This is a genomic window from Pelatocladus sp., assembly GCF_059505505.1.
This window is the reverse complement of sequence record NZ_JCACKS010000017.1, coordinates 1-20002: the sequence shown is the minus strand read 5'-3', so window position 1 is coordinate 20002 and position 20002 is coordinate 1. Positions and strand designations below refer to the sequence as shown.

General features: G+C 39.6%; 23 protein-coding genes. 19 read left to right on the top strand and 4 right to left on the bottom strand.

Translation table 11 applies throughout. The annotated features are described in order from the left end of the window. The first annotated feature begins 500 nt into the window (after positions 1-500). The 4 genes from AC5JMK_RS01910 (at position 501) to AC5JMK_RS01895 (ending at position 5113) form a co-directional block, all read left to right on the top strand. Positions 501-1277 carry an SAM-dependent methyltransferase gene (locus AC5JMK_RS01910; RefSeq protein ID WP_096672917.1) on the top strand — a complete coding sequence of 259 codons (777 nt, stop codon included), beginning with the start codon at positions 501-503 and terminating at the stop codon, positions 1275-1277. Between the two features lie 27 nt (positions 1278-1304). Continuing rightward, positions 1305-1655 carry a hypothetical protein gene (locus AC5JMK_RS01905; RefSeq protein ID WP_096672915.1) on the top strand — a complete coding sequence of 117 codons (351 nt, stop codon included), beginning with the start codon at positions 1305-1307 and terminating at the stop codon, positions 1653-1655. A 180-nt stretch (positions 1656-1835) separates the two neighbouring features. Beyond that, complete coding sequence (locus AC5JMK_RS01900) at positions 1836-4151, top strand: nitric-oxide reductase large subunit (protein WP_495909253.1); 2316 nt, start codon at positions 1836-1838, stop codon at positions 4149-4151. A gap of 50 nt (positions 4152-4201) precedes the next feature. Next, positions 4202-5113, top strand: a complete 912-nt coding sequence (locus tag AC5JMK_RS01895) for a dioxygenase family protein (RefSeq protein ID WP_495909252.1) — start codon at positions 4202-4204, stop codon at positions 5111-5113. 219 nt (positions 5114-5332) lie between these two features. Here the strand turns inward: AC5JMK_RS01895 and xisF are convergent, their stop codons facing one another. Then, positions 5333-6883, bottom strand: a complete 1551-nt coding sequence (xisF, locus tag AC5JMK_RS01890; protein ID WP_495909255.1) for a fdxN element excision recombinase XisF — start codon at positions 6881-6883, stop codon at positions 5333-5335. A gap of 26 nt (positions 6884-6909) precedes the next feature. Between xisF and AC5JMK_RS01885 the strand changes: the two genes are divergently transcribed. The 13 genes from AC5JMK_RS01885 (at position 6910) to AC5JMK_RS01825 (ending at position 15509) form a co-directional block, all read left to right on the top strand. Further along, a complete protein-coding gene (locus tag AC5JMK_RS01885) occupies positions 6910-7194 on the top strand; it encodes a nitrogenase component 1 (protein ID WP_495909254.1) in 285 nt (94 codons plus the stop codon). A gap of 114 nt (positions 7195-7308) precedes the next feature. Next, positions 7309-7635, top strand: coding sequence for a Mo-dependent nitrogenase C-terminal domain-containing protein (locus AC5JMK_RS01880; RefSeq protein ID WP_096672909.1), 327 nt, complete (start codon positions 7309-7311; stop codon positions 7633-7635). Between the two features lie 192 nt (positions 7636-7827). Beyond that, positions 7828-9288, top strand: a complete 1461-nt coding sequence (gene nifE / locus AC5JMK_RS01875) for a nitrogenase iron-molybdenum cofactor biosynthesis protein NifE (RefSeq protein ID WP_096672907.1) — start codon at positions 7828-7830, stop codon at positions 9286-9288. Beyond that, complete coding sequence (gene nifN, locus AC5JMK_RS01870) at positions 9288-10610, top strand: nitrogenase iron-molybdenum cofactor biosynthesis protein NifN (RefSeq protein WP_096672905.1); 1323 nt, start codon at positions 9288-9290, stop codon at positions 10608-10610. Before nifE ends, nifN begins: the two co-directional genes overlap by 1 nt. A 90-nt stretch (positions 10611-10700) precedes the next feature. Next, on the top strand, positions 10701-11117 hold the full coding sequence (gene nifX, locus AC5JMK_RS01865) for a nitrogen fixation protein NifX (protein WP_495909251.1): 417 nt from the start codon (positions 10701-10703) through the stop codon (positions 11115-11117). Continuing rightward, positions 11114-11590, top strand: coding sequence for a NifX-associated nitrogen fixation protein (locus AC5JMK_RS01860; RefSeq protein ID WP_495909250.1), 477 nt, complete (start codon positions 11114-11116; stop codon positions 11588-11590). The genes nifX and AC5JMK_RS01860 overlap by 4 nt, the downstream gene beginning before the upstream one ends. A 73-nt stretch (positions 11591-11663) precedes the next feature. Beyond that, positions 11664-11864, top strand: a complete 201-nt coding sequence (locus AC5JMK_RS01855; RefSeq protein WP_096672899.1) for a CCE_0567 family metalloprotein — start codon at positions 11664-11666, stop codon at positions 11862-11864. Next, positions 11861-12178 (top strand): nitrogenase-stabilizing/protective protein NifW, encoded by a 318-nt coding sequence (nifW, locus tag AC5JMK_RS01850; protein ID WP_495909249.1) that lies wholly within the window; start codon positions 11861-11863, stop codon positions 12176-12178. Before AC5JMK_RS01855 ends, nifW begins: the two co-directional genes overlap by 4 nt. A gap of 10 nt (positions 12179-12188) precedes the next feature. Then, on the top strand, positions 12189-12977 hold the full coding sequence (locus tag AC5JMK_RS01845; protein ID WP_096672895.1) for a HesA/MoeB/ThiF family protein: 789 nt from the start codon (positions 12189-12191) through the stop codon (positions 12975-12977). A gap of 23 nt (positions 12978-13000) precedes the next feature. After that, positions 13001-13372, top strand: a complete 372-nt coding sequence (locus AC5JMK_RS01840; RefSeq protein WP_017312649.1) for a HesB/IscA family protein — start codon at positions 13001-13003, stop codon at positions 13370-13372. A 108-nt stretch (positions 13373-13480) separates the two neighbouring features. After that, complete coding sequence (locus AC5JMK_RS01835) at positions 13481-13780, top strand: 2Fe-2S iron-sulfur cluster-binding protein (protein WP_495909248.1); 300 nt, start codon at positions 13481-13483, stop codon at positions 13778-13780. Between the two features lie 486 nt (positions 13781-14266). Continuing rightward, positions 14267-14518: a FeoA family protein gene (locus AC5JMK_RS01830; protein ID WP_495909247.1), complete on the top strand. Its 252-nt coding sequence runs from the start codon at positions 14267-14269 to the stop codon at positions 14516-14518. Between the two features lie 46 nt (positions 14519-14564). Further along, positions 14565-15509 (top strand): heme o synthase, encoded by a 945-nt coding sequence (locus AC5JMK_RS01825; protein WP_096672891.1) that lies wholly within the window; start codon positions 14565-14567, stop codon positions 15507-15509. A 68-nt stretch (positions 15510-15577) separates the two neighbouring features. Here the strand turns inward: AC5JMK_RS01825 and AC5JMK_RS01820 are convergent, their stop codons facing one another. Continuing rightward, positions 15578-15787 (bottom strand): TOBE domain-containing protein, encoded by a 210-nt coding sequence (locus AC5JMK_RS01820; protein WP_096672889.1) that lies wholly within the window; start codon positions 15785-15787, stop codon positions 15578-15580. A 1107-nt stretch (positions 15788-16894) separates the two neighbouring features. Here AC5JMK_RS01820 and AC5JMK_RS01815 point away from each other — a divergent pair. Both AC5JMK_RS01815 and AC5JMK_RS01810 read left to right on the top strand, forming a co-directional pair. Beyond that, a complete protein-coding gene (locus AC5JMK_RS01815) occupies positions 16895-17491 on the top strand; it encodes a CBS domain-containing protein (protein ID WP_495909246.1) in 597 nt (198 codons plus the stop codon). A gap of 557 nt (positions 17492-18048) precedes the next feature. Further along, positions 18049-18417: a hypothetical protein gene (locus tag AC5JMK_RS01810; RefSeq protein WP_495909245.1), complete on the top strand. Its 369-nt coding sequence runs from the start codon at positions 18049-18051 to the stop codon at positions 18415-18417. Between the two features lie 57 nt (positions 18418-18474). Here the strand turns inward: AC5JMK_RS01810 and AC5JMK_RS01805 are convergent, their stop codons facing one another. Then, positions 18475-18948: a hydrogenase maturation protease gene (locus tag AC5JMK_RS01805; protein WP_495909244.1), complete on the bottom strand. Its 474-nt coding sequence runs from the start codon at positions 18946-18948 to the stop codon at positions 18475-18477. 190 nt (positions 18949-19138) lie between these two features. After that, positions 19139-19957, bottom strand: coding sequence for an MFS transporter (locus AC5JMK_RS01800; protein ID WP_495909243.1), 819 nt, complete (start codon positions 19955-19957; stop codon positions 19139-19141). Positions 19958-20002 lie beyond the last annotated feature (45 nt).

Below are 20002 nucleotides of genomic sequence, written 5' to 3'. Positions count from 1 at the left end.
TGGTTTACAAACTGTTGTTACTGTACTTCATAAACCTGCAATACGCTGTATATACGATAAATAAGTTATATATAAGACTAGTATTTGATTTTTGTGAAGCTAGGTACACTTCCTGTTAAGAGTTAAGAGTTCCCTTTGAATAGAATGCCTTCTTGGTGAAATTTCAAACAATTCTCAAAGTATGAGATAGCTCATAGAATCAACGATACTTAGCCTATATAAATAGAGATATAGACGAGAGCAAACAAGAATCAAAGTTAAATTCAATATCGCTTTGAGACATTTCAAATCATCATTATCCATCATAAAAGTAATTCCATTAAGGAAGGTTCACTATGAAATCTGTAACTATTCAAAAGTCTAGCTCTACATTTGAATCATTAACTTTGACATCCCCAAATACCGAGAGAATCAGATTGGTTGCTCAGTGGTCAAAAGTAAACAACAAATTAGTTTGTCAATGGTCAACTTCTAATAATAATTCGGTGAAATAAATAATTATGATCAGAAAAACACTGGATTTTGAAACAGCACCTGGATATGAAGTATTGGCTAACGCTGGTAAAACAGTTTTGCGTCCTGGTGGGCGATCAGCAACAGAAAAACTTTTAGAATGGGCAAACTTTCAACCAGGTGAAACAGTTCTAGAATTAGCATCAGGTTTAGGTACTAGTGCGATCGCCTTAGCAAAACGCTATGGAGTTCAGGTTATTGGCATTGAGCAGGACTACGAACGAGTTGCGATCGCAACTCAACGAGTGCAATCAGCTCGACTAGAGCGTCAAGTTCAAATTCTTCCTGGTAACGTCTTTGCACTAGAGACAATTTCTCAGCATTTTGACTATGTATTAGCAGAAGCAATTCTGACGATGCAATCCCCCATTGGCAAAGCCAAAATTTTGCAGGGAGTATACCAACGTCTTAAATCAGGTGGTCAATTCCTTTCCCATGAATTGTTAGCACGCAACCATGAAATAGAACTGCATCGTGTCCTGTCTTCAGTCAACCGAGTAAATGCCACACCTCTATCTCTAGAAGACTGGAAAACTACTCTACAAACCGCAGGTCTGCACATTCACAATAGCCAAATAGGGGCAATGCGTCTGTTACATTTACCATCTTTGATTGCAGACGAAGACATAAATAGCACCCTCAAAATTATTTGGAACATTGCCACAAAACCACAAATGCGATCGCGAGTATTAGCACTGCACCAAGTGTTTCAACAATATCAGCAAGACTTAGGCTACATCATATTAGCTGCAACAAAAATCTAATGGGATTAAATAAAACGGAGAAACATCATGAAAAAGTTTGTAATTTCAATGACTGCGGGAATGGCGATCGCCACAACTGCACTTGTTCCTAAGACAGCACAAGCCCATGTTGGTTGGAAAGATACTTACTACTGTAATGAATACACTATTACTTTGAATGAATATGCTCGTCAGGAATACTCCTACAGCGCTCGTAGTCGCTATGGCAACATATATCTTACGAGTGGTAGTTCGCAAAATAGTGGCAATTCTTGGATTTACAGTTTCAACAATGCCAAAACAAATTATGAACTAGAAGATCCCTGGAATAGCCAAACTGCCTACCTTAGAGTTTATAACAATGGGCGACCCATCCTAAAGCGGAGTTGTCAAAAATAGTAAGTTAGTAAAAAGCTATTTTTAGCACAAACAACAAATCACAACTAGTTAAAAGTTAAAAGATCATCCCCATAAATAAATTTAGAGGCTTGAAAGCACTTTTATGTTTTTTCCTTTGCCTTTTAACTTTTAACTTTTGTTTGGGGTTCATATCTCTTCAAAAGACAGGAACTTACTACCATGACTAGTCCTTCTCTTGGCACTAATATTCCAGATTTTCGCAAAACTCGTAAGTTTCAACTGAGCTTACCTGCTTGGTTAATATTAATTTGTGTGATCACATTCACCATTTTATTAGGAGCAGGTGCAACTATCTGGAAAAATGCCCCACCTATTCCGACATTTATTCGTTCTCCACAACAAGAAATTATCCTGAAAGCAACCGAAATTCAAGCTGGACAAGAAACATATTTAGCGCGTGGTGGACAGCACATTGGTAGTATTTGGGGACATGGTAGCTATCTAGCGCCAGATTGGACGGCTGATTTTCTGCATCGTTGGGGTTTAGCGACGGCTGGAGTTTTAACAAATGGCAATTCTAATTTTTCCCAAGCTGACTTAGAAGCTTTGAGAGCGCCAGACAGAGCTAGTCTACAAGCGAAAGTGAGCGAACAATTTAAAACCAATCGCTACGACTCAAAAACTGACGAATTAATTCTCACTACTGCTCAAACTCAAGGTTTGCAGCAAGTCTTCTCCCACTATCAACAACTATTAGCTAATGGTTCCAAAATTCACTCAATTCCTGATGGTTGGTTTAAAGACTCAAGCCAAATTCACAATGTGACTGCTTTCTTTGCTTGGACAGCTTGGGCGGCGGCTGCAAATCGTCCCAATGCACCATTTTCTTATACAGCCAATTGGCCTCATGATGACCTAATTGGCAACCAAGCTCCACCGCAATTTTTAGTGTGGTCGATAGTATCAGTAATTGTATTAATTGGGGCAACTGGTCTGTTTTTATTGGTGTATCTGCTCCAAGAAGATGCAGAAGAAGTGCAGCCAGTAATAACACGCCCTGCTATTTGTATCCCTACCCCTAGCCAAAAAGTGACCTCACTATTTTTTGGCGTAGCGATGGCGCTATTTTTAGGACAAATTACCATGGGTATGGTGACAGCTCACTACGCTGTGGAAGGTGACGGTTTTTACGGTATACCTCTGAATAAATTTTTACCTTATGCTGCTTCTCGTACCTGGCATTTGCAGTTAGCTGTGTTTTGGATTGCGACTTGCTGGTTGGCAGCTGGTTTGTTCTTTGCCCCGCGTTTTGGCAAGCGCGAACCCAAACATCAAGCGGTTGGTAGTGCAGCTTTGTTAATTGCTTTAACCGTCGTAGTTGTAGGTTCCTTAGTTGGTTCTTGGGCAGCGGTGCAAGGAATTTTGGGAAAACACAGTTTCCTTTGGGGACATCAAGGCTATGAGTATGTGGAGTTAGGGCGAGTTTGGCAATTGTTACTAATTGGTGGGATGGTGTTTTGGGTGTGGTTGATGTACCGCGCCCTCAAACCTGCTTTGAAAAGTGAAGGCGATCGCACAGGTTTAAATCACTTTTTCCTGTACAGTGCAATTACAATCCCCTTATTTTACTCAGCCGGATTGATGTATACGAATCACACTCACCTGAGTGTTGCTGAATACTGGCGTTGGTGGGTAGTGCATCTGTGGGTGGAAGGCTTTTTTGAAGTATTTGCCACGGTAGCGATCGCTTATCTGTGCAGTGAGTTAGGCTTTTTAAAACGCTCTTCAGCTTTGCGTGCTACTTATCTCACTACAATTTTGTATCTCGGTAGCGGCGTAATTGGTACACTCCACCATCTTTACTTTGCTGGAACTCCAGTGTTTATTGCCGCATTAGGTTCTGTCACATCAGCCTTGGAAGTAGTACCTCTAACTCTGATTGGATTTGAGGTAGCGAAAACTTTGAAGATGTCTCAAGGAGCAGACGGATTCTATCGTTGGCCGTTGCGCTTCTTTCTAGCTACTTGTGCCTGGAATTTAGTAGGGGCTGGAATATTTGGATTCTTGGTGAATCCACCTATTATTCTCTACTACTCTCAGGGTTTAAACACTACTCCTATTCACGCTCACTCGGCTTTGTTTGGAGTTTACGGTTCTTTAGCACTAGCATTAATGCTGTTTGCCCTACGTGAGATTGTACCTGAACGCGCTTGGAATGAAAAACTGCTACGCTTCGCTTTTTGGTCAATTAATGGCGGCTTGGTGATGATGTTGGTATTGGGTTTGATTCCCAATGGTTTTTACCAATTGGTGGCTTCGGTAAATCATGGCACTTGGTATGCTCGTAGCGCTCAAGTGATTGGCAGCCCTTGGATGCAGTGGACAGTTTGGCTACGTATTCCTGGAGATATTGTCTTTTCACTAGGAGTATTGGCGATGGTTGCATTTACAGTGCGAGCAATTATAACTATTTTCCAGCCTCCTGTTGACGTAGCAACGTCTAAATTAACACCTTCCGAACAACAGCCTTCCTAAATTTTCTCATGCCAATTCCCTGAACAAATTATCAAAACAGGAATTAAATTATGCAGAATATCACTCTTGACAACATTACTCAAGCAGTAATTAATCACGGTGATGGTGGCAAATCTCACCCGCGACTTTACGAGATTTATAGAAGTCTAGTTACACATCTGCACGCATTTGTGCGGGAGGTAAATCTCACCGAGCAGGAGTTGCAAATGGGGCGTGGTTTCCTGAATCGAGCGAGTCATCACACCCAAGAGATTCCCAACGGAGAGATCCATATGCTGACAGATTTACTAGGAATCTCCGAACTAGTGGAGTTGTTGCACGATACAGAGCGAGGTACAGCCACAGAAAGCAATCTGGAAGGACCTATGTATATACCAGATGTACCAGAACGCCAAATGGGCAATTGCCTAGGAGTAGATCACGAAGGTGATCCGCTTTTGTTATCAGGATGCGTCTTGGATGTGAACGGGCAACCAATTCCTAATACGCTCATTGAAGTCTGGCAATCGAATTCCCAAGGACTCTACGACATTCAAGATTCATCCCAGCCCCAAGGTAACTTTCGAGGTTGTTTCCGAACTCAGGCAGATGGTAAGTATGAGTTGGAAACTGTCGTACCACAGGGATACAACATCCCAGCTAGCGGACCGTGTGGCGAGGTGCTACGGCTTTTAGGACGGCACACTTGGCGGGCTGCACATATTCACTTTCAGTTGAGTGCGGCAGGCTACTCCTCACTGATCACGCAAATATTTATTGATGGAGACGCTCATATTGATTCAGATACAACTTTCTCGGTGAAGTCGGCGATCGTCAAGTTGCAAAAGCACGAAAGACCAGAGGAATTGTTCGCGCACAACCAAAATAAACCTTTCTATACAACCGAATTTAACTTTGTCCTTCAACCAACTGTTTGTGAGGCAAGCAGGGTAGAGCATTTGGCTTTAATAACCTCTCAGTAGACCTGAAAACTCTTTTGATTTGTGAGGTATGAGATGGATTTACCCTGAGCATATTATCTATCCCGCATTTATGCAACGCCGAAATTTTAAGTACGAAAACACCATTGATTAATATTTTCACTCCTACGATTATGCATGTGGCTTTTTCCTGTGCTTGGTGTGATTGTAGGGGTAGCCTAAAATAGCCACCCAAAAACTGTTGAAAATAGTTAGGGTTGCTTAATGCAAATGTAGCAATTCGACCGCAGTGACTGTGTTGCCATTTACCATTATTTTCTTTACGCATCCTTTAAGTAGAGCTTGTTTATCCTGTGGTTCTAGCCCTTGCCAATACCTCTGGTTTGAAAATGCGACAACAATCCGTTCTTTGGCAATTAAATATTGTTTTGACGTATTGTTTGTTGTAGCGATCGCATCAGCAATTTGCATCAAAATATCTTGTTTAGCTTTCTCAATCGCTGGATTTGATGGCAGTGCTTCGAGAGTATTTAAAGATGCTCGAAGTGTTTTTACTTCTAGTGATTCTGTTGTTTTTTCCACCTCTTTCTCTACTAACCCAGCTAAACGTTCAGCCTCACGAACTAAATGATTAATCACTTGTGCTTCCAGTTCGTCAGAAGAAATCATTTTTCCGTTACTACAAGCCCCAGTACGATAAAAACTACATTGGTAGTGATGTCTGACAAAATTCTTTTTCTTAACCAATTTCTTACATTGGCGACTGTAAGCAGCACCACAATGGACACACTTGACTAAGTTTGCAAATGGATTGGTATATTTTTGCTCGGTTGCCCATCGGTTTTTACGGTTGTCCCTAATCATTGATTTGATGCGTTCGTGTTCCTCGCGGGTGATAATCGCTTCATCCTCGTGAGTTCCCCATGCAACTTCCCATTCATCGAATGGTTTCCTGTGTCCTTTGGAACGAACTACAGTGTTGTACAGTGTTCCTCCTGCGTAGACAGGATTTACAAGAATAGACCGCAAGCCAGAAACTGACCACTTTAAGCCAGTGTGGGGATAACGCAGATTTAATCCACCGCTACGAGATTTGTTGATATTCTCTAGCACGATTTCCTCTTCCTGATCGAGAAGGTTAATCCTAGCATCAGTGGCTTTTGGGACGGCGTTTGCTTGAATACCCAAAGTATCATGCAGTATTCTGGCTGTTTGGGACACCGTACCGACTGCGAAGAAAGTATCAAATACAAATCGCATTAATTGCGATCGCGTTAACTCCCTCTTCTCTGCTATCAAACAAACACACGGACGATCATCTCGTTTGTACTTGTCATTCTCAACCATATACCCCAAAGGTGCATTCCAATGGGGTTTTCTATTGGCTTTGCGCGTATCTCGCTCTTTTTTGACTCGCATCCCCAGCATCTTCACTTCGTACTTACTAGCCGCCAATCGAACGTCAATTGTCAACTCGCCACCAATACTCGACATATCAAATGGCTCATCTAATGCACATGGTTGTATACCTTTCTTTTTCAACGCATCCATCAAACGATAAAAAGTCATTGATGAGGATGTTAAACGGTCAATCCGAATAAATAGCAGCTTGGACACTTTGCCTGGTGTAGATGCGTTGATATCCTCAATCAACTTCAGAAGCCCTTTACGCTTATCACTTGTACGACTTTCAACATCGTAATATATTTGTGTTGCTCCAGCACTACGCAACCGACGCATTTGTTTTATTAAAGCACCTTCGTCTTCATTTTGCTCATCCGTCGAAACCCTTGCGTAAGCCCAAACGTCCATATAGCGTACCATAGAAGTCTTAGACTATATTACCTGATAGAGAACGCATTAGTAGTTTGCTGTTCACTGAACCTGTAGACTTCTTTGTTGGTAACTCCTACGGTAAGTACCTGTGGCGTGATACCAAGATCCCAATGGTACGGATTGGTTATCCGATCTTCGATCGCCACCACTTACACCGCTATTCAACCATCGGTTATCAAGGTGGTATCAACCTCCTCAATTGGGTTGTCAATACCATTCTCGATGAAATGGATCGCAATACCAATATCACTGGTGTAACCGATATTTCCTTTGACTTGATTCGTTAAGAATCTCATCAACTCGCGGCGTGCCAATGAAGTAAAAAGTTAAAAGTAAAAACTTTAAAGATGTTCTTTTAGCTTTTTACTTTTTCCTTTTTACTTTTTCCTCACGATAGAATTATGGAATCGATAAATCACACTCATGCCCATCCTAATTACCACCCGCCTAATCATCAAAAATCTGGCGGCTTTGCTCTTCTACATCCATTACGTCGGTTAGTAGATACCATCCAAATCAAAAATTATCGTCTCGCTCACTTAATCTGCCAAATAATTCCTTGCTGCTGTCCTTTTCAGCGAGATATTCACTTGTTTGGGCGTATCTTCCATGTTCCTGCGCTATGCAAACTCAATCCTTTATATGACAATTTTGTAGGATTGCGTTTTCGAGCATTATCTTACCTCAGCGATGAATGTGGAGAAGATGTCTCGAAATACATTTGCTAGTCGTTACAAATTACTCATTATTAATACTCATTATCCATTACTAATTAGTTATCGGTCATTGGTCATTAGTCATTAGTAAATAACAAAAATAAATAGTAAATACAAATGACAAATGACATAGACGCGCAAGCGGCTTCTCGTAGAGTAGGACAATTGACTCACTAACAAAATTCATCCAGCGCGAGGAAACAGATGATAATCACCCAAGGCAAAATCAACGAGCTGCTCTCTGAGCCAGGATGCGAACATAATCATCACAAAAATGGGGAAAAGAAAAATAAGTCTTGCACGCAACAAGCTCAACCGGGAGCCGCTCAAGGGGGTTGTGCCTTTGACGGTGCAATGATTGCTTTAGTACCCATTACTGATGTTGCTCATTTAGTTCACGGACCGATCGCCTGCGCTGGTAATTCCTGGGGTAGTCGTGGTAGCTTCTCTTCTGGCCCTCAACTTTACAAATTCGGCTTCACCACCGATTTGAGTGAGAATGATGTCATCTTTGGTGGTGAAAAAAAGCTTTATAAAGCCATCCTCGACATTCATAAACGCTACAATCCCGAAGCAGTTTTTGTTTACTCCACTTGTGTTACTGCTCTCATCGGTGAGGACATGGATGCAGTCTGCAAAGCCGCTACCAATAAAATCGGCATTCCTGTAATTCCCGTAAATTCACCTGGATTTGTTGGTAGCAAAAACCTTGGCAATCGCATCGGTGGAGAAGCTTTACTAGAATATGTCGTTGGTACTGAAGAACCAGAATACACCACACCTTACGACATCAACCTCATCGGCGAATATAACATCGCTGGTGAAATGTGGAATGTATTACCTTTATTGAAAAAATTAGGTATTCGTGTTTTAGCAAAAATTACTGGTGATGCTCGCTACAAAGAAGTTTGCAGCGCCCACCGTGCCAAACTCAACGTGATGATTTGCTCCAAAGCTCTAATCAACATGGGGCGGAAAATGGAGGAACGTTACGGTATCCCTTACATCGAAGAATCTTTCTATGGTGTAGAAGATATCAATCGATGTTTGCGAAATATTGCCGCGAAATTGGGCGATCCTGATTTACAAGCACGCACAGAAAAATTAATTGCGGAAGAAACCGCCGCCCTCAATGTTAAACTCGCTCCCTATCGCGTTCGCCTCAAGGGCAAGCGCGTTGTCCTTTATACCGGAGGTGTGAAAAGCTGGTCAATTATCTCCGCCGCTAAAGACCTGGGAATGGAAGTAGTTGCTACCAGTACTAAAAAAAGTACTGAGGAAGACAAAGCCCGCATCAAGCAATTACTTGGCAAAGATGGCATTACTTTAGAAAAAGGCAATCCCCAGGAAATTCTGCGGGTGATTAACGAAACCAACGCAGAGATGTTAATTGCTGGTGGTCGTAACCAATACACCGCGCTCAAAGCCCGAATTCCTTTCCTCGACATCAACCAAGAACGTCACCATGCCTACGCAGGCTATAGCGGCATGGTAGAAATGGCTAGGGAATTAGATGAAGCCCTCTACAGTCCTGTGTGGGAACAAGTCCGCAAACCAGCACCCTGGGAAGACGACTCGCAGACACGGGGACAGGGAGACACAGGTAAATTTTCGTCCTCAACCCACCTACCCATCTCTGTATCTTTTGAAGAGGAGGACTACTAATGGCCAAAGTAGTCACTCCTAACAAGCCAGTTATAGTTAATCCTCTCAAGCAAAGCCAAACTTTAGGCGCAGCCTTGGCATTTTTGGGTTTGAAAGGGATGATACCTTTACTCCACGGTTCCCAAGGTTGTACAGCTTTTGCGAAAGTGATATTGGTACGGCATTTCCGAGAAGCTATACCCCTTTCCACCACAGCGATGACGGAAGTTAGTACGATTTTGGGTGGTGAGGATAATGTTGAACAAGCAATTTTGACTTTGGTACAGAAGTCTCAGCCAGAAATTATTGGTTTGTGTACAACTGGACTAACGGAAACCAGAGGGGATGACATGGACGGGATTCTCAAGGATTTCCGTAAACGTCACCCGGAATTGGATGAATTGCCAATTGTACTTGTCTCCTCACCAGATTTCAAAGGCGCGCTGCAAGATGGATTTGCAGGGGCGGTAGAAAGTATCGTCAAAGAGGTTCCGCAAATGGGGGAACCAAAGGTGCAACAGGTGACAATTTTGATGAGTTCCGCCTTTACGCCAGGGGATGTGCAACAAATCAAGGAAATTGTCAGTACTTTTGGGTTAATGCCAATTGTAGTCCCTGACCTTTCGGCTTCTTTGGATGGTCACTTGGATGATTCCTACAGTCCGATTACCGGGGGTGGGACAACTCTAGTACAACTACGTAAAATTGGTAGTTCTGTTTATACCCTAGCGCTGGGTGACAGTATGCGGGGTGCAGCCAAAATTTTAGAACAGAAATTTGGCACACCTTCCGAGGTGTTTACCGAACTGACTGGATTAGAAGCGGTAGACAGATTTATGCAGTTTTTGGCGAATTTGAGTGGAACAGCAGTTCCAGAAAAATATCGTCGTCAACGTCGCCAACTCCAAGATGCGATGTTAGATACTCATTTTTACTTTGGTAGAAAAAAAGTATCCTTGGCGCTAGAACCAGATTTGCTGTGGTCAACAGTATATTTTCTGCAATCAATGGGTGCAGAAATTCAAGCTGCTGTCACAACAACGCGATCGCCACTTTTAGAAAAACTCGCGATCGACAGTGTCACCATCGGTGATTTTGAAGACTTTGAAAATTTAGCTGCTGGTTCTGACTTGCTGATTGGTAATTCTCATACTAATGCGATCGCCAAACGTTTAGGAATTCCCCTCTATCGCCAAGGTATCCCCATTTTTGATCGCTTAGGTAATGGTCAATTTACCAAAATAGGCTACCGAGGCACAATGGAACTCTTATTTGATCTCGGTAATCTCTTTTTACATGCAGAGGAAACAAAAGTTAGAGATAGAGATGTTCAGGGGGATTAGGGATTATCAGTTATCAGTTATCAGTTATCAGTTATCAAAGCAAATTGTTAACTGTTCACTGGTTTCTCATCATTAACTAATAAGCAACAAATGAAAATTGCTTTCACAACTAGCGACCAAGTTCATGTCAATGCTCATTTTGGTTGGGCAAAGATGATTGATGTTTATGAAGTTTCCAAAGATGGTTATCAATTTGTAGAAACTATCAACTTTAATGGAAACCTCAAAGAAGATGGTAACGAGGATAAACTCGTCCCCAAACTTAATGCATTAAAAGAATGCACAATTGTGTATGTTGCAGCAATTGGTAGTAGTGCTGCTGCCAAATTACTAAAAACAGGTGTGACTCCAATTAAAGCACGTTCAGAGCAAGATCAAATTGCTGATACACTCAACAAATTAGTCGAAACTCTCAAGGGTAGTCCACCACCTTGGTTACGGAAAGCTTTGCAGCAAAATAATCTGAATTTTGATGAATTAGAACTAGAAGAAGAAACAACTGTATGAGTGCAACAAATAGTGTCAATGGAACCGCGCCTAGTCAAGTTGTAAATTCACCTTTTTTGCAAGTGATCGTCCAACAAATTCGTGGTCAAGATACTTACGGTGTTTTCCGCAATTGGTCAGATGAATTAATCCTCAAACCGTTTGTGGTGAGCAAACAAAAGAAACGCGAAATATCTGTTGAAGGTGAGGTCGATCCAGTCACAATTGCTAGGATTATGGCATTTTATCGTGCTGTAGCTGCCCGTATTGAACAAGAAACTGGTTTGTTATCTCAAGTTGTAGTTGATTTGAGTCACGAAGGTTTTGGCTGGGCGCTAGTTTTTTCTGGTCGTCTTTTGTTGGCAGTAAAAACAGTAAGAGATGCCCATCGTTTTGGTTTTGAATCGCTGGAAAAAGTAGCAGAAGAAGGAGAAAAGCTAGTACAAAAAGGTATTGAATTGGCTCAAAATTTTCCTGAAGTTGGAAGATTGTAATTTAGCCAATGATCAAGGGTAAATTTCGATAGTCAAGAATCACTATTAACCACCAGCTATTAACAACCACCAAATGAAGGTTGAAGAATTACAAACTAAAATCAAGCGCCTCAATAGTAAAGCAGGTCAAATGAAAATGGATCTGCATGATTTGGCGGAAGGGTTGCCAACAGATTACCAAAAACTTATGGATGTTGCGGCTGCGACTTATGAAATTTATCGTCAGCTAGATGAACTGAAGCAACAACTTAAAATCATGGAGCAAAGCAAATGAGTGAAGATTGGAACAAATTTCAAAATCTTACACAAGCAGAAGAATATTTTGAATTTTTTGGTCTATCTTACGACCAAACAGTTGTAAGTGTAAATCGTCTACATATTTTGAAAAAATTCTCGCAATCTATTCAAGAAATTGATGAGAATTATACCGACCTAAGTCCAGAAGAGAGATTAAATAAATATTGTGAGGCTTTACAACAAGCTTATCAGGTTTTTCTGGAATCCACACCTCAAGAACAAAAGCTGTTCAAAGTATTTAAACAGAAGCCTAAGAATGTAGTCACGCTGACAGAAATCACTTCTGATTAGGAGGTAAAAAGTGATAGACCTAACGCCTACCGAGTTAGAACGTTACAGTCGCCAAATGATGCTCCCAAATTTTGGCGAAGTAGCACAGAAGCGTCTCAAGTCAGCAACTGTTCTGGTGACAGGTGTGGGAGGATTAGGTGGTACAGCAGCGCTTTACTTAGCAGTAGCAGGTGTTGGGCGGCTAATCCTAGTCCGGGGTGGTGATCTGCGACTGGATGATATGAATCGTCAGATTTTGATGACGCACGATTGGGTTGGTAAACCAAGAGTCTTCAAAGCCAAAGAAACTCTCGAAGCTATCAATCCTGATATCCAGGTGGAAGCGGTTCATGAGTATATCAGTCAGGAAAATGTTGATTCCTTGGTGAAATCTGCTGATATGGCCATAGATTGCGCCCATAATTTTACAGAGCGTGATTTGCTCAATGCTGCTTGCGTACGTTGGCGCAAACCAATGGTGGAAGCAGCGATGGACGGGATGGAGGCTTACCTAACTACGATTATTCCTGGTGTGACGCCTTGTTTATCTTGTCTATTTCCAGAGAAACCAGACTGGGATAGACGCGGGTTTTCAGTTTTAGGTGCTGTATCTGGAACTCTTGCTTGTTTGACCGCTTTGGAAGCAATCAAGCTGATCACTGGCTATAGTCAACCTTTGTTATCGCAACTACTGACAATGGATTTAACCCGCATGGAATTTGCTAAACGTCGTTCTTATCGCGATCGCTGCTGTCCAGTATGCGGAAATAATGCACCTTGGAGATACTTGCAATCTAAATCCACAGTCATTAGTCATTAAAATTTTAAAATTCAGGAGGTCTGATGACTGTTACTTTGACAGAGAAAGCAGAATTTCGTCTACGGACATTTTTAGCAGGTTCTGCTCCCGATGCCAATGGCGCCACAAAAGGTATCCGCATATCTGTTAAAGATGGTGGTTGCAGTGGTTATGAATATGCAATGGATGTCACTAGCCAGCCAAAATCAGACGATTTGGTCATCCAGCAAGGGAAGGTTACTCTTTACGTTGATGCTGAAAGTGCGTCATTACTAGAAGGAATTGTCATCGATTTTATTGATGGTGTAATGGAAGGCGGCTTTAAGTTTATCAACCCCAACGCAACAGAAACTTGTGGTTGTGGCAAATCATTTAAAACTAGTGATTGTCAATCAGCAGGTGTACCTTGCAACTAATTAATGAATGTTGCTTGTTCTTTGTTATTTGTTGTTGGGAAGCAACAAGTAACAAACAACTATCAACAAACAAATATCAACAAATTTATTTTTGAGGAGAACACAACAATGGCTACCTACCAAGTAAGATTAATCAACAAAAAAGAAGACCTCGACGCCACAATTGAAGTTGACGAAGAAACTACTATCTTAGAAGGAGCAGAAGAAAATGGTATTGAGTTACCTTTTTCTTGCCACTCTGGTTCTTGCTCTAGCTGCGTTGGTAAGGTAGTTGAAGGTGAAGTAGATCAGTCTGAGCAAATTTTCTTAGATGATGAGCAAATGTCCAAAGGATTTGCATTACTTTGTGTTACCTATCCTCGCTCTAATTGCACAATTAAAACCCATCAAGAACCTTATCTTGTCTAAACATTTCATTTTTTTCTCCCCTGTATTTTTCTTTACTTAGCTATTCTCGGAGTCATAGCTATAACATAAGCTATGACTTTTTTATTAAGCAAAAAAATATTTGGTGAGGTGAATAATTCATATAAATCACTTTGTAAATGTTTTGTTTAATTATAAGATAACGTATTTTTATAGCTCTTTTCTTGTTCTTTATATTCATTTTACAAATAAATATTTGTTAGTTGATGTTATTAATTACAAATGATTTTTTTTATACCGACTAATCATTGTACACTCTAGCCATTCACAACCAGGGCTATTTAATTCTCATTTATTCCGCCTCATAATTAATTCTGATGCTAATAGTAAAACTCGGTTAAAACCGAATATTGATTGGTATTTAAGTCTGTTTTAACAGACTTAAAGTATTAGCCGGTGAACTTTAGTTATGGGTGTTTTATATCTAGAATGAAATAGCCCTGAATAACAACCAAAAATAAGTATTAAATGTTTAAGAGTTTTAGTGTCACTGGTTCTTCACTAGAATTACTAAAAATCGGAGAGCAAGGAATCATTTTGTTTTGTAAAACTCAGGACGAAAAGATTCTGAATCAAGTGATATCTTTAGGTATAACTCCGGGAATATGCTTTACATTAGAACAAAATTTTCCTAACGTCGTTATTAAAGTAAAGCAACAAACATTAGTAATAAATAAAGAACTTGCTCGTAAAATTTACGTTCGGATATTGAATCGATAATTACATGAAACCAAAATCCAAAATCTAAAATCTAAACTAAAATCGAATGACCGAGAATACCGTCACGCACTACTATCACAACTTTTTACAAGTCGTTCGGAGTTACTATCAACTCACAAAACCGCGAATTATTCCTCTGCTATTGATTACTACAGGTGCTAGTATGTCGATCGCATCTGAGGGAAAATTAAATCCGATATTAATGTTAGTAACTCTGACTGGTGGTACTTTTGCTGCTGCTAGCGCTCAAACTTTTAATTGTGTGTATGATCGCGATATCGACTATGAGATGGAACGCACGCGTCATCGTCCTTTACCTTCTGGACGTGTCCAGCCTACTCATGCTTTAATATTTGCGATCGCTTTAGCTTGTATTTCTTTCACATTGCTGACAGTGTTTGTAAATTTACTCAGCGCTTTGTTAGCAATGTCTGGAATTTTATTTTATGTGGGCGTCTACACCCACTTACTCAAACGCCACACTTCACTTAATATCGTCATTGGTGGTGCTGCTGGGGCGATTCCGATGTTGGTAGGTTGGGCTGCGGTGACAGGTACACTGAGTTGGACAGCATGGTTATTGTTTGCGATCGTCTTTTTGTGGACACCTCCCCATTTTTGGGCGTTAGCTTTGATGATTAGTGAAGATTATGCCAAGGTAGGTGTACCAATGCTGCCTGTAGTTACTGATAATATCACCGCCGCTCGGCAGATTTGGGTATATACTTTACTGCTTGTCCCTGCAACATTTTTATTGATAGATCCTCTGCAAAGAATGGGTGCGATTTATGGCTGTATAGCCTTTATGATGGGGGCTATCTTGATCAAAAAAGCCTGGACGCTTTTGCAAGACTCAGAGAATAAACAATCTGCGCGATCGCTCTTTCTTTACTCTATTCTTTACATGATGCTGCTATGTGCTGCTATGGTAGTTGATAGTTTACCAATTACCCATCATTTCACTCAAGTAATCATGAGATTGATTAACTGAATATTGTTGATTGTTGGTAGTTGTTTGTTGTTAAAACTAACCACTAACCAACAACAAAGAACTATTTTTTAATCAACAGCAACCATTACATCTGTTGCTTTCACCACAACATAAGATTCTTTACCTTCAGCAAGTTGAAGGTTATCTGCTGAAGCTTTTGTAATAATTGCAGTTACTTCTACACCTGGTGCTAATTCTAATATTACTTCGGTGTTTACAGAGCCTGGCACAACTTTTTTTACAGTAGCTTTCAGAGTATTACGAGCGCTTATTTTCATTTTTTTGTATCTTGACCTATTTGACTCAATAATATTACTCATCCAATCAGAACACACATATATTTCTTTAGATTGTTTTTATGTTTATATGGTTATAAATTATACAAGATAAAATATAAGAATATACTCTGTTTTGCGACTAGCTTATAAATATAGCAAACCTAATTTATTGTCGATTACTGCACCTATAATTTTTTTGAAATTCATAGTAATAATATAACTCAGAACCCCGACTTTTCTAATAAGTCGGGGTTATTGTCTCTCAGAAAAATTAATTTTTAATTATTTAGTAACCTAATATACAGACTAAATAATTATTTTTATAATGGTACTAACAAGCTTCGTATCAACAAAAATAATTCTAAACAAACTAAAAATTGTCTACAATTATTCTTTATTAGTAGTCCGCGCAGGTGTACTAATCTGTCTGTACGAACGAAATTAAAATAATTGACAACAAGTCAAATGCCTTCAAGCCTGGTTTACTTAGTAAATCTAGTTGTTAATAATAAAGTGGGCAATATTATCAGATTTTAATAATGAGAATATTTTCATAATTTATTATTGAGATTTAATTGCACATATCTCAATATATTTTTTATGTAAAAAGTGATAATTTACTATATTAATAATAATAGTAATTAGAAACTTACTTTTTTTTAATCGTTTTGTTAATGAATATTACTGCAAAGTTTTATAACTGAACCCTTGCCTAATTTGCTGAGATATATAAGATATAAATGTAGGATGAATTGTTGCCTGTCAACCAAAACAACCCTGTAAAAAGTGATTATCTAATTCTCTAATTAATGATCTTCTACATCTTGGCTAGATTCTCTATTTCAGACTATTAAAGATGTATTTTAGTTATTGATAATGGGTAAATGCGTAAATCTTAATCTAAAAAATAGCCAAGTTTATTTAGAAATTAGAGAACAAAAATTGGCTAAAATCCATTCATAATCACTTTTGACAGCTGTGACTTTCAGGAATTGCAATTAAGCCTAATTATTTAGATTTAAAACAGGCGTGTATCTTCAACACTCACGCAGCTAGGAAAGAATTACAGAATCGATTTCATTACATCAAGGAAAAGGAGCAGAAATTATGAGAGCCAAGCATATTATGACTCAAGATGTAGCCACTATTCGCGGTTCGGCTACTGTGGCGGAAGCGGTCAAACTTATGAGGATCAAAGAATTACGGGCGTTGATTGTAGAACCTCGTAACGATGCAGATGCATACGGGATTGTTACCGAGACTGATATTGTATCTAAGGTGGTTGCCTATGGAAAAGACCCCAAACAAGTACATGTCTATGAAATTATGAGTAAGCCTTGCATCGTTGTCAATCCTGACCTTGATGTGGAATACGTTGCACGGTTATTTGCTAATACAGGTGTTTGGCGTGCGCCCGTTATTCAAGGTGAATTACTTGGCATCATTTCTGTTACTGATATTATTACCAAGGGTGACTTCCTTGAAAAGCCCAAATTAGCTTTCTTGCAAAAAGAACTCCAAAAAGCCATATCAAATGCTCGCTCAATTTCTAGTAATTACGGCGCGGATTCTAAAAAAGCTGTAGAAGCTTGGGATTTTGTAGAAGAACTCGAAGCAGAAGCATGTTTTTATGGCGCACCAAAGTCAGAAAAATCAGCAAGACAACTATTTTCTAATGGACGCCTTCCAGTAAGTGTAGGTTAATAAGGCGAGTATTAAATTATATAGGGTGCGTTAATGCAATGTAACGCACCCTATATAATTTAAGATTCACTTTATCAATGAGTTTTCAGTGTAATTATATTTGAGAACTTTTATCAAAACTATTTTTAGAAATCAATAGTCAATTTTTATAAGCAAAATGCCTTTTACTGACACGGCTATTTAGGTGTAGATTCTAGGAATATACAGGCTAGTAGTTCATATCTATAAGTTATAAATTGAGAATAATTTTCTCACATCCTTGAGAAATAAATTTGATATTAACTTAAAAATTGATATTTGACAAAATAATAGTATCAAGTGATTCTTTTTTTTAATAATTTCTGTTTATCATAAATCTAGCTGGAACTATCCAGACATAAACCTAAAATTAATTTTTAATTTTAACGTCAGTAAAACAAACCTCTCACTTCTATTAGTTATGTTGTAATTAATGGAGGTTGCTATGTAACCAATATTTAGGATTTCATAACTGAAAATCTATCTGTAATTTCGTAATTTTGAGTGTAAATTATATAGAATAATTGAGAGAGAAGGAGATGAACAAGGAATATTTACCAAAGGATGATTCCCACCCTATTCAGTTAACTTCAGCAGATATTATATTGCGTCAACAACTAGAAAGTTCTATTTGTTGTTATTTTTATAATGCTTGCGATCGCACTATTCAAAAACTATTATCTAGTTGTCGCTGGTACATTCTTAGTCACCCCAACGCTTTAACTTTAGTTGTTGAATGTCCAGACCAAATTACTAACTGGCGTGTTCTGCAACAAATCGTGCCAATGGCAGCAATTTTAGGTGACATTATTAGCAGCGCTAAAATTCGCGTTTGTCCGCCTAAAAAGCAGGGATTACCTTTTGAAATGAGAGTAGATGAGCTAGCAGTTTATCGAGATCGGGCGTAGTCGGGGATTGGGGATTGCTTAAAAACCAAGCAACGACCATTAACTACTAACATCCTGCTAAATCATCGCTTTAATTTCTGCAAAAACCAAGTCAGCAGAATATTTAACAGCAGGACTCAACTCCCAACCAAAATCAAGATTTGCCGCTTCAATTAAATAAACTATCATTTCTTGGGGAAAATCATTCTGAAAGATTTTTCTACCTGCGACTAAAGCATTATCCCAACGAAAATCATGCAAATTATAACTGGGTTCTGGTAGGCTCTCTAGTTCTTTTCCAGGAACTTTAAACACAGCACCTGGTTCGGAACCTGTTGCACTTGCATCAATAATGATTAACTGCTTACAGCCTCTTGCTTTAAACATCACTTCCATCCCAGCAGTACCGCAATCGTAAACTTGTACATGAGGATGGGGATGTTCAGCAAGATATTGTTGTAGGTGTTGAGCGACTATGACACCTACTCCATCATCACTGCGGTTAAGATTACCGCAACCAATAACTGTTATTTGTTCTCGGTCATTTGTCATTTGTTGTTCGTGAAGTCAGTGGAGTGGATAAGGCTAAACAAGTCTAACGCATGATTTTTTCCAAAACTCTTTCAGAACTATAACAAACAACTAAAAAAGTGTTTGATGAGCTAGATGCAGTTCTTTCTATACCATCTTTTGCAAGTGAGCTACACCTAACTATCAAAGATTTGTTTGCTTGGTTGTTAGATTAAAGTCTATTGGTGCGTGAGGCTAAACTTTGATGTACACCAAGCATAAGATTCGCAGTAATAAAAATTATGCCAAATCCAACGAGTGCATTGAGAATTCCAAATTGGTCGGAAAACAAGCCAATGAAAATTACAGGTAAACCAAACCCCAAGTATGCACAAACAAAGTAGCCAGAAATTGCTCTAGCTGATTGTGACCCACTCAGACGCACAACCTCTGCCATTCCGCCTAAATAAGTAAACCCGTAACAAGCTGTACCCGCGATCGCAACACCCATCAAAACGAGATTCAGTACACCCAGCCAAGCACCACAGGTAAAGATTGTATACCCCAGAATCAGTAGCACACAACCGAGTTGAAGCGATCGCCGTGAATTAAGGCGACGAGCCAATGGCTGGAATAACACACCACTAATCACAAAAATAAATAACATTAGCCCTGACCAATTTGGCAAGCCGTATTGCATCAATTGTGTTGGTAGGATGACACTGACAATTCCAGCCAATGACCATGCAAGTGCGATCGCCAAACCAGTTGAAATCGTTCCTGATGGAAAAGTAGGTAGACGAATTAGTTTTTCGAGAGTGACGGGCTGTTCAGATAGACGAATTGCTAAAACAATACACCCTAGAAGCAAAATAAAAACAGTTGGATAACTAAATGGAACCAATGAACGATTGAACCATAAGGATATATTTGTGAACAAAGCACCGCTAGAGAAGCCCACAGCTGTAGTTAGACTGACATAAGCAGCGACTTGAGCAGAATTTTTTGGCATTAAATTCGATAAATATGCTGTTCCAGTTCCAGTAGACATCTCCGACAACTATCAAAGCCTTTATGTGACTAGCTCTTAGGGTGC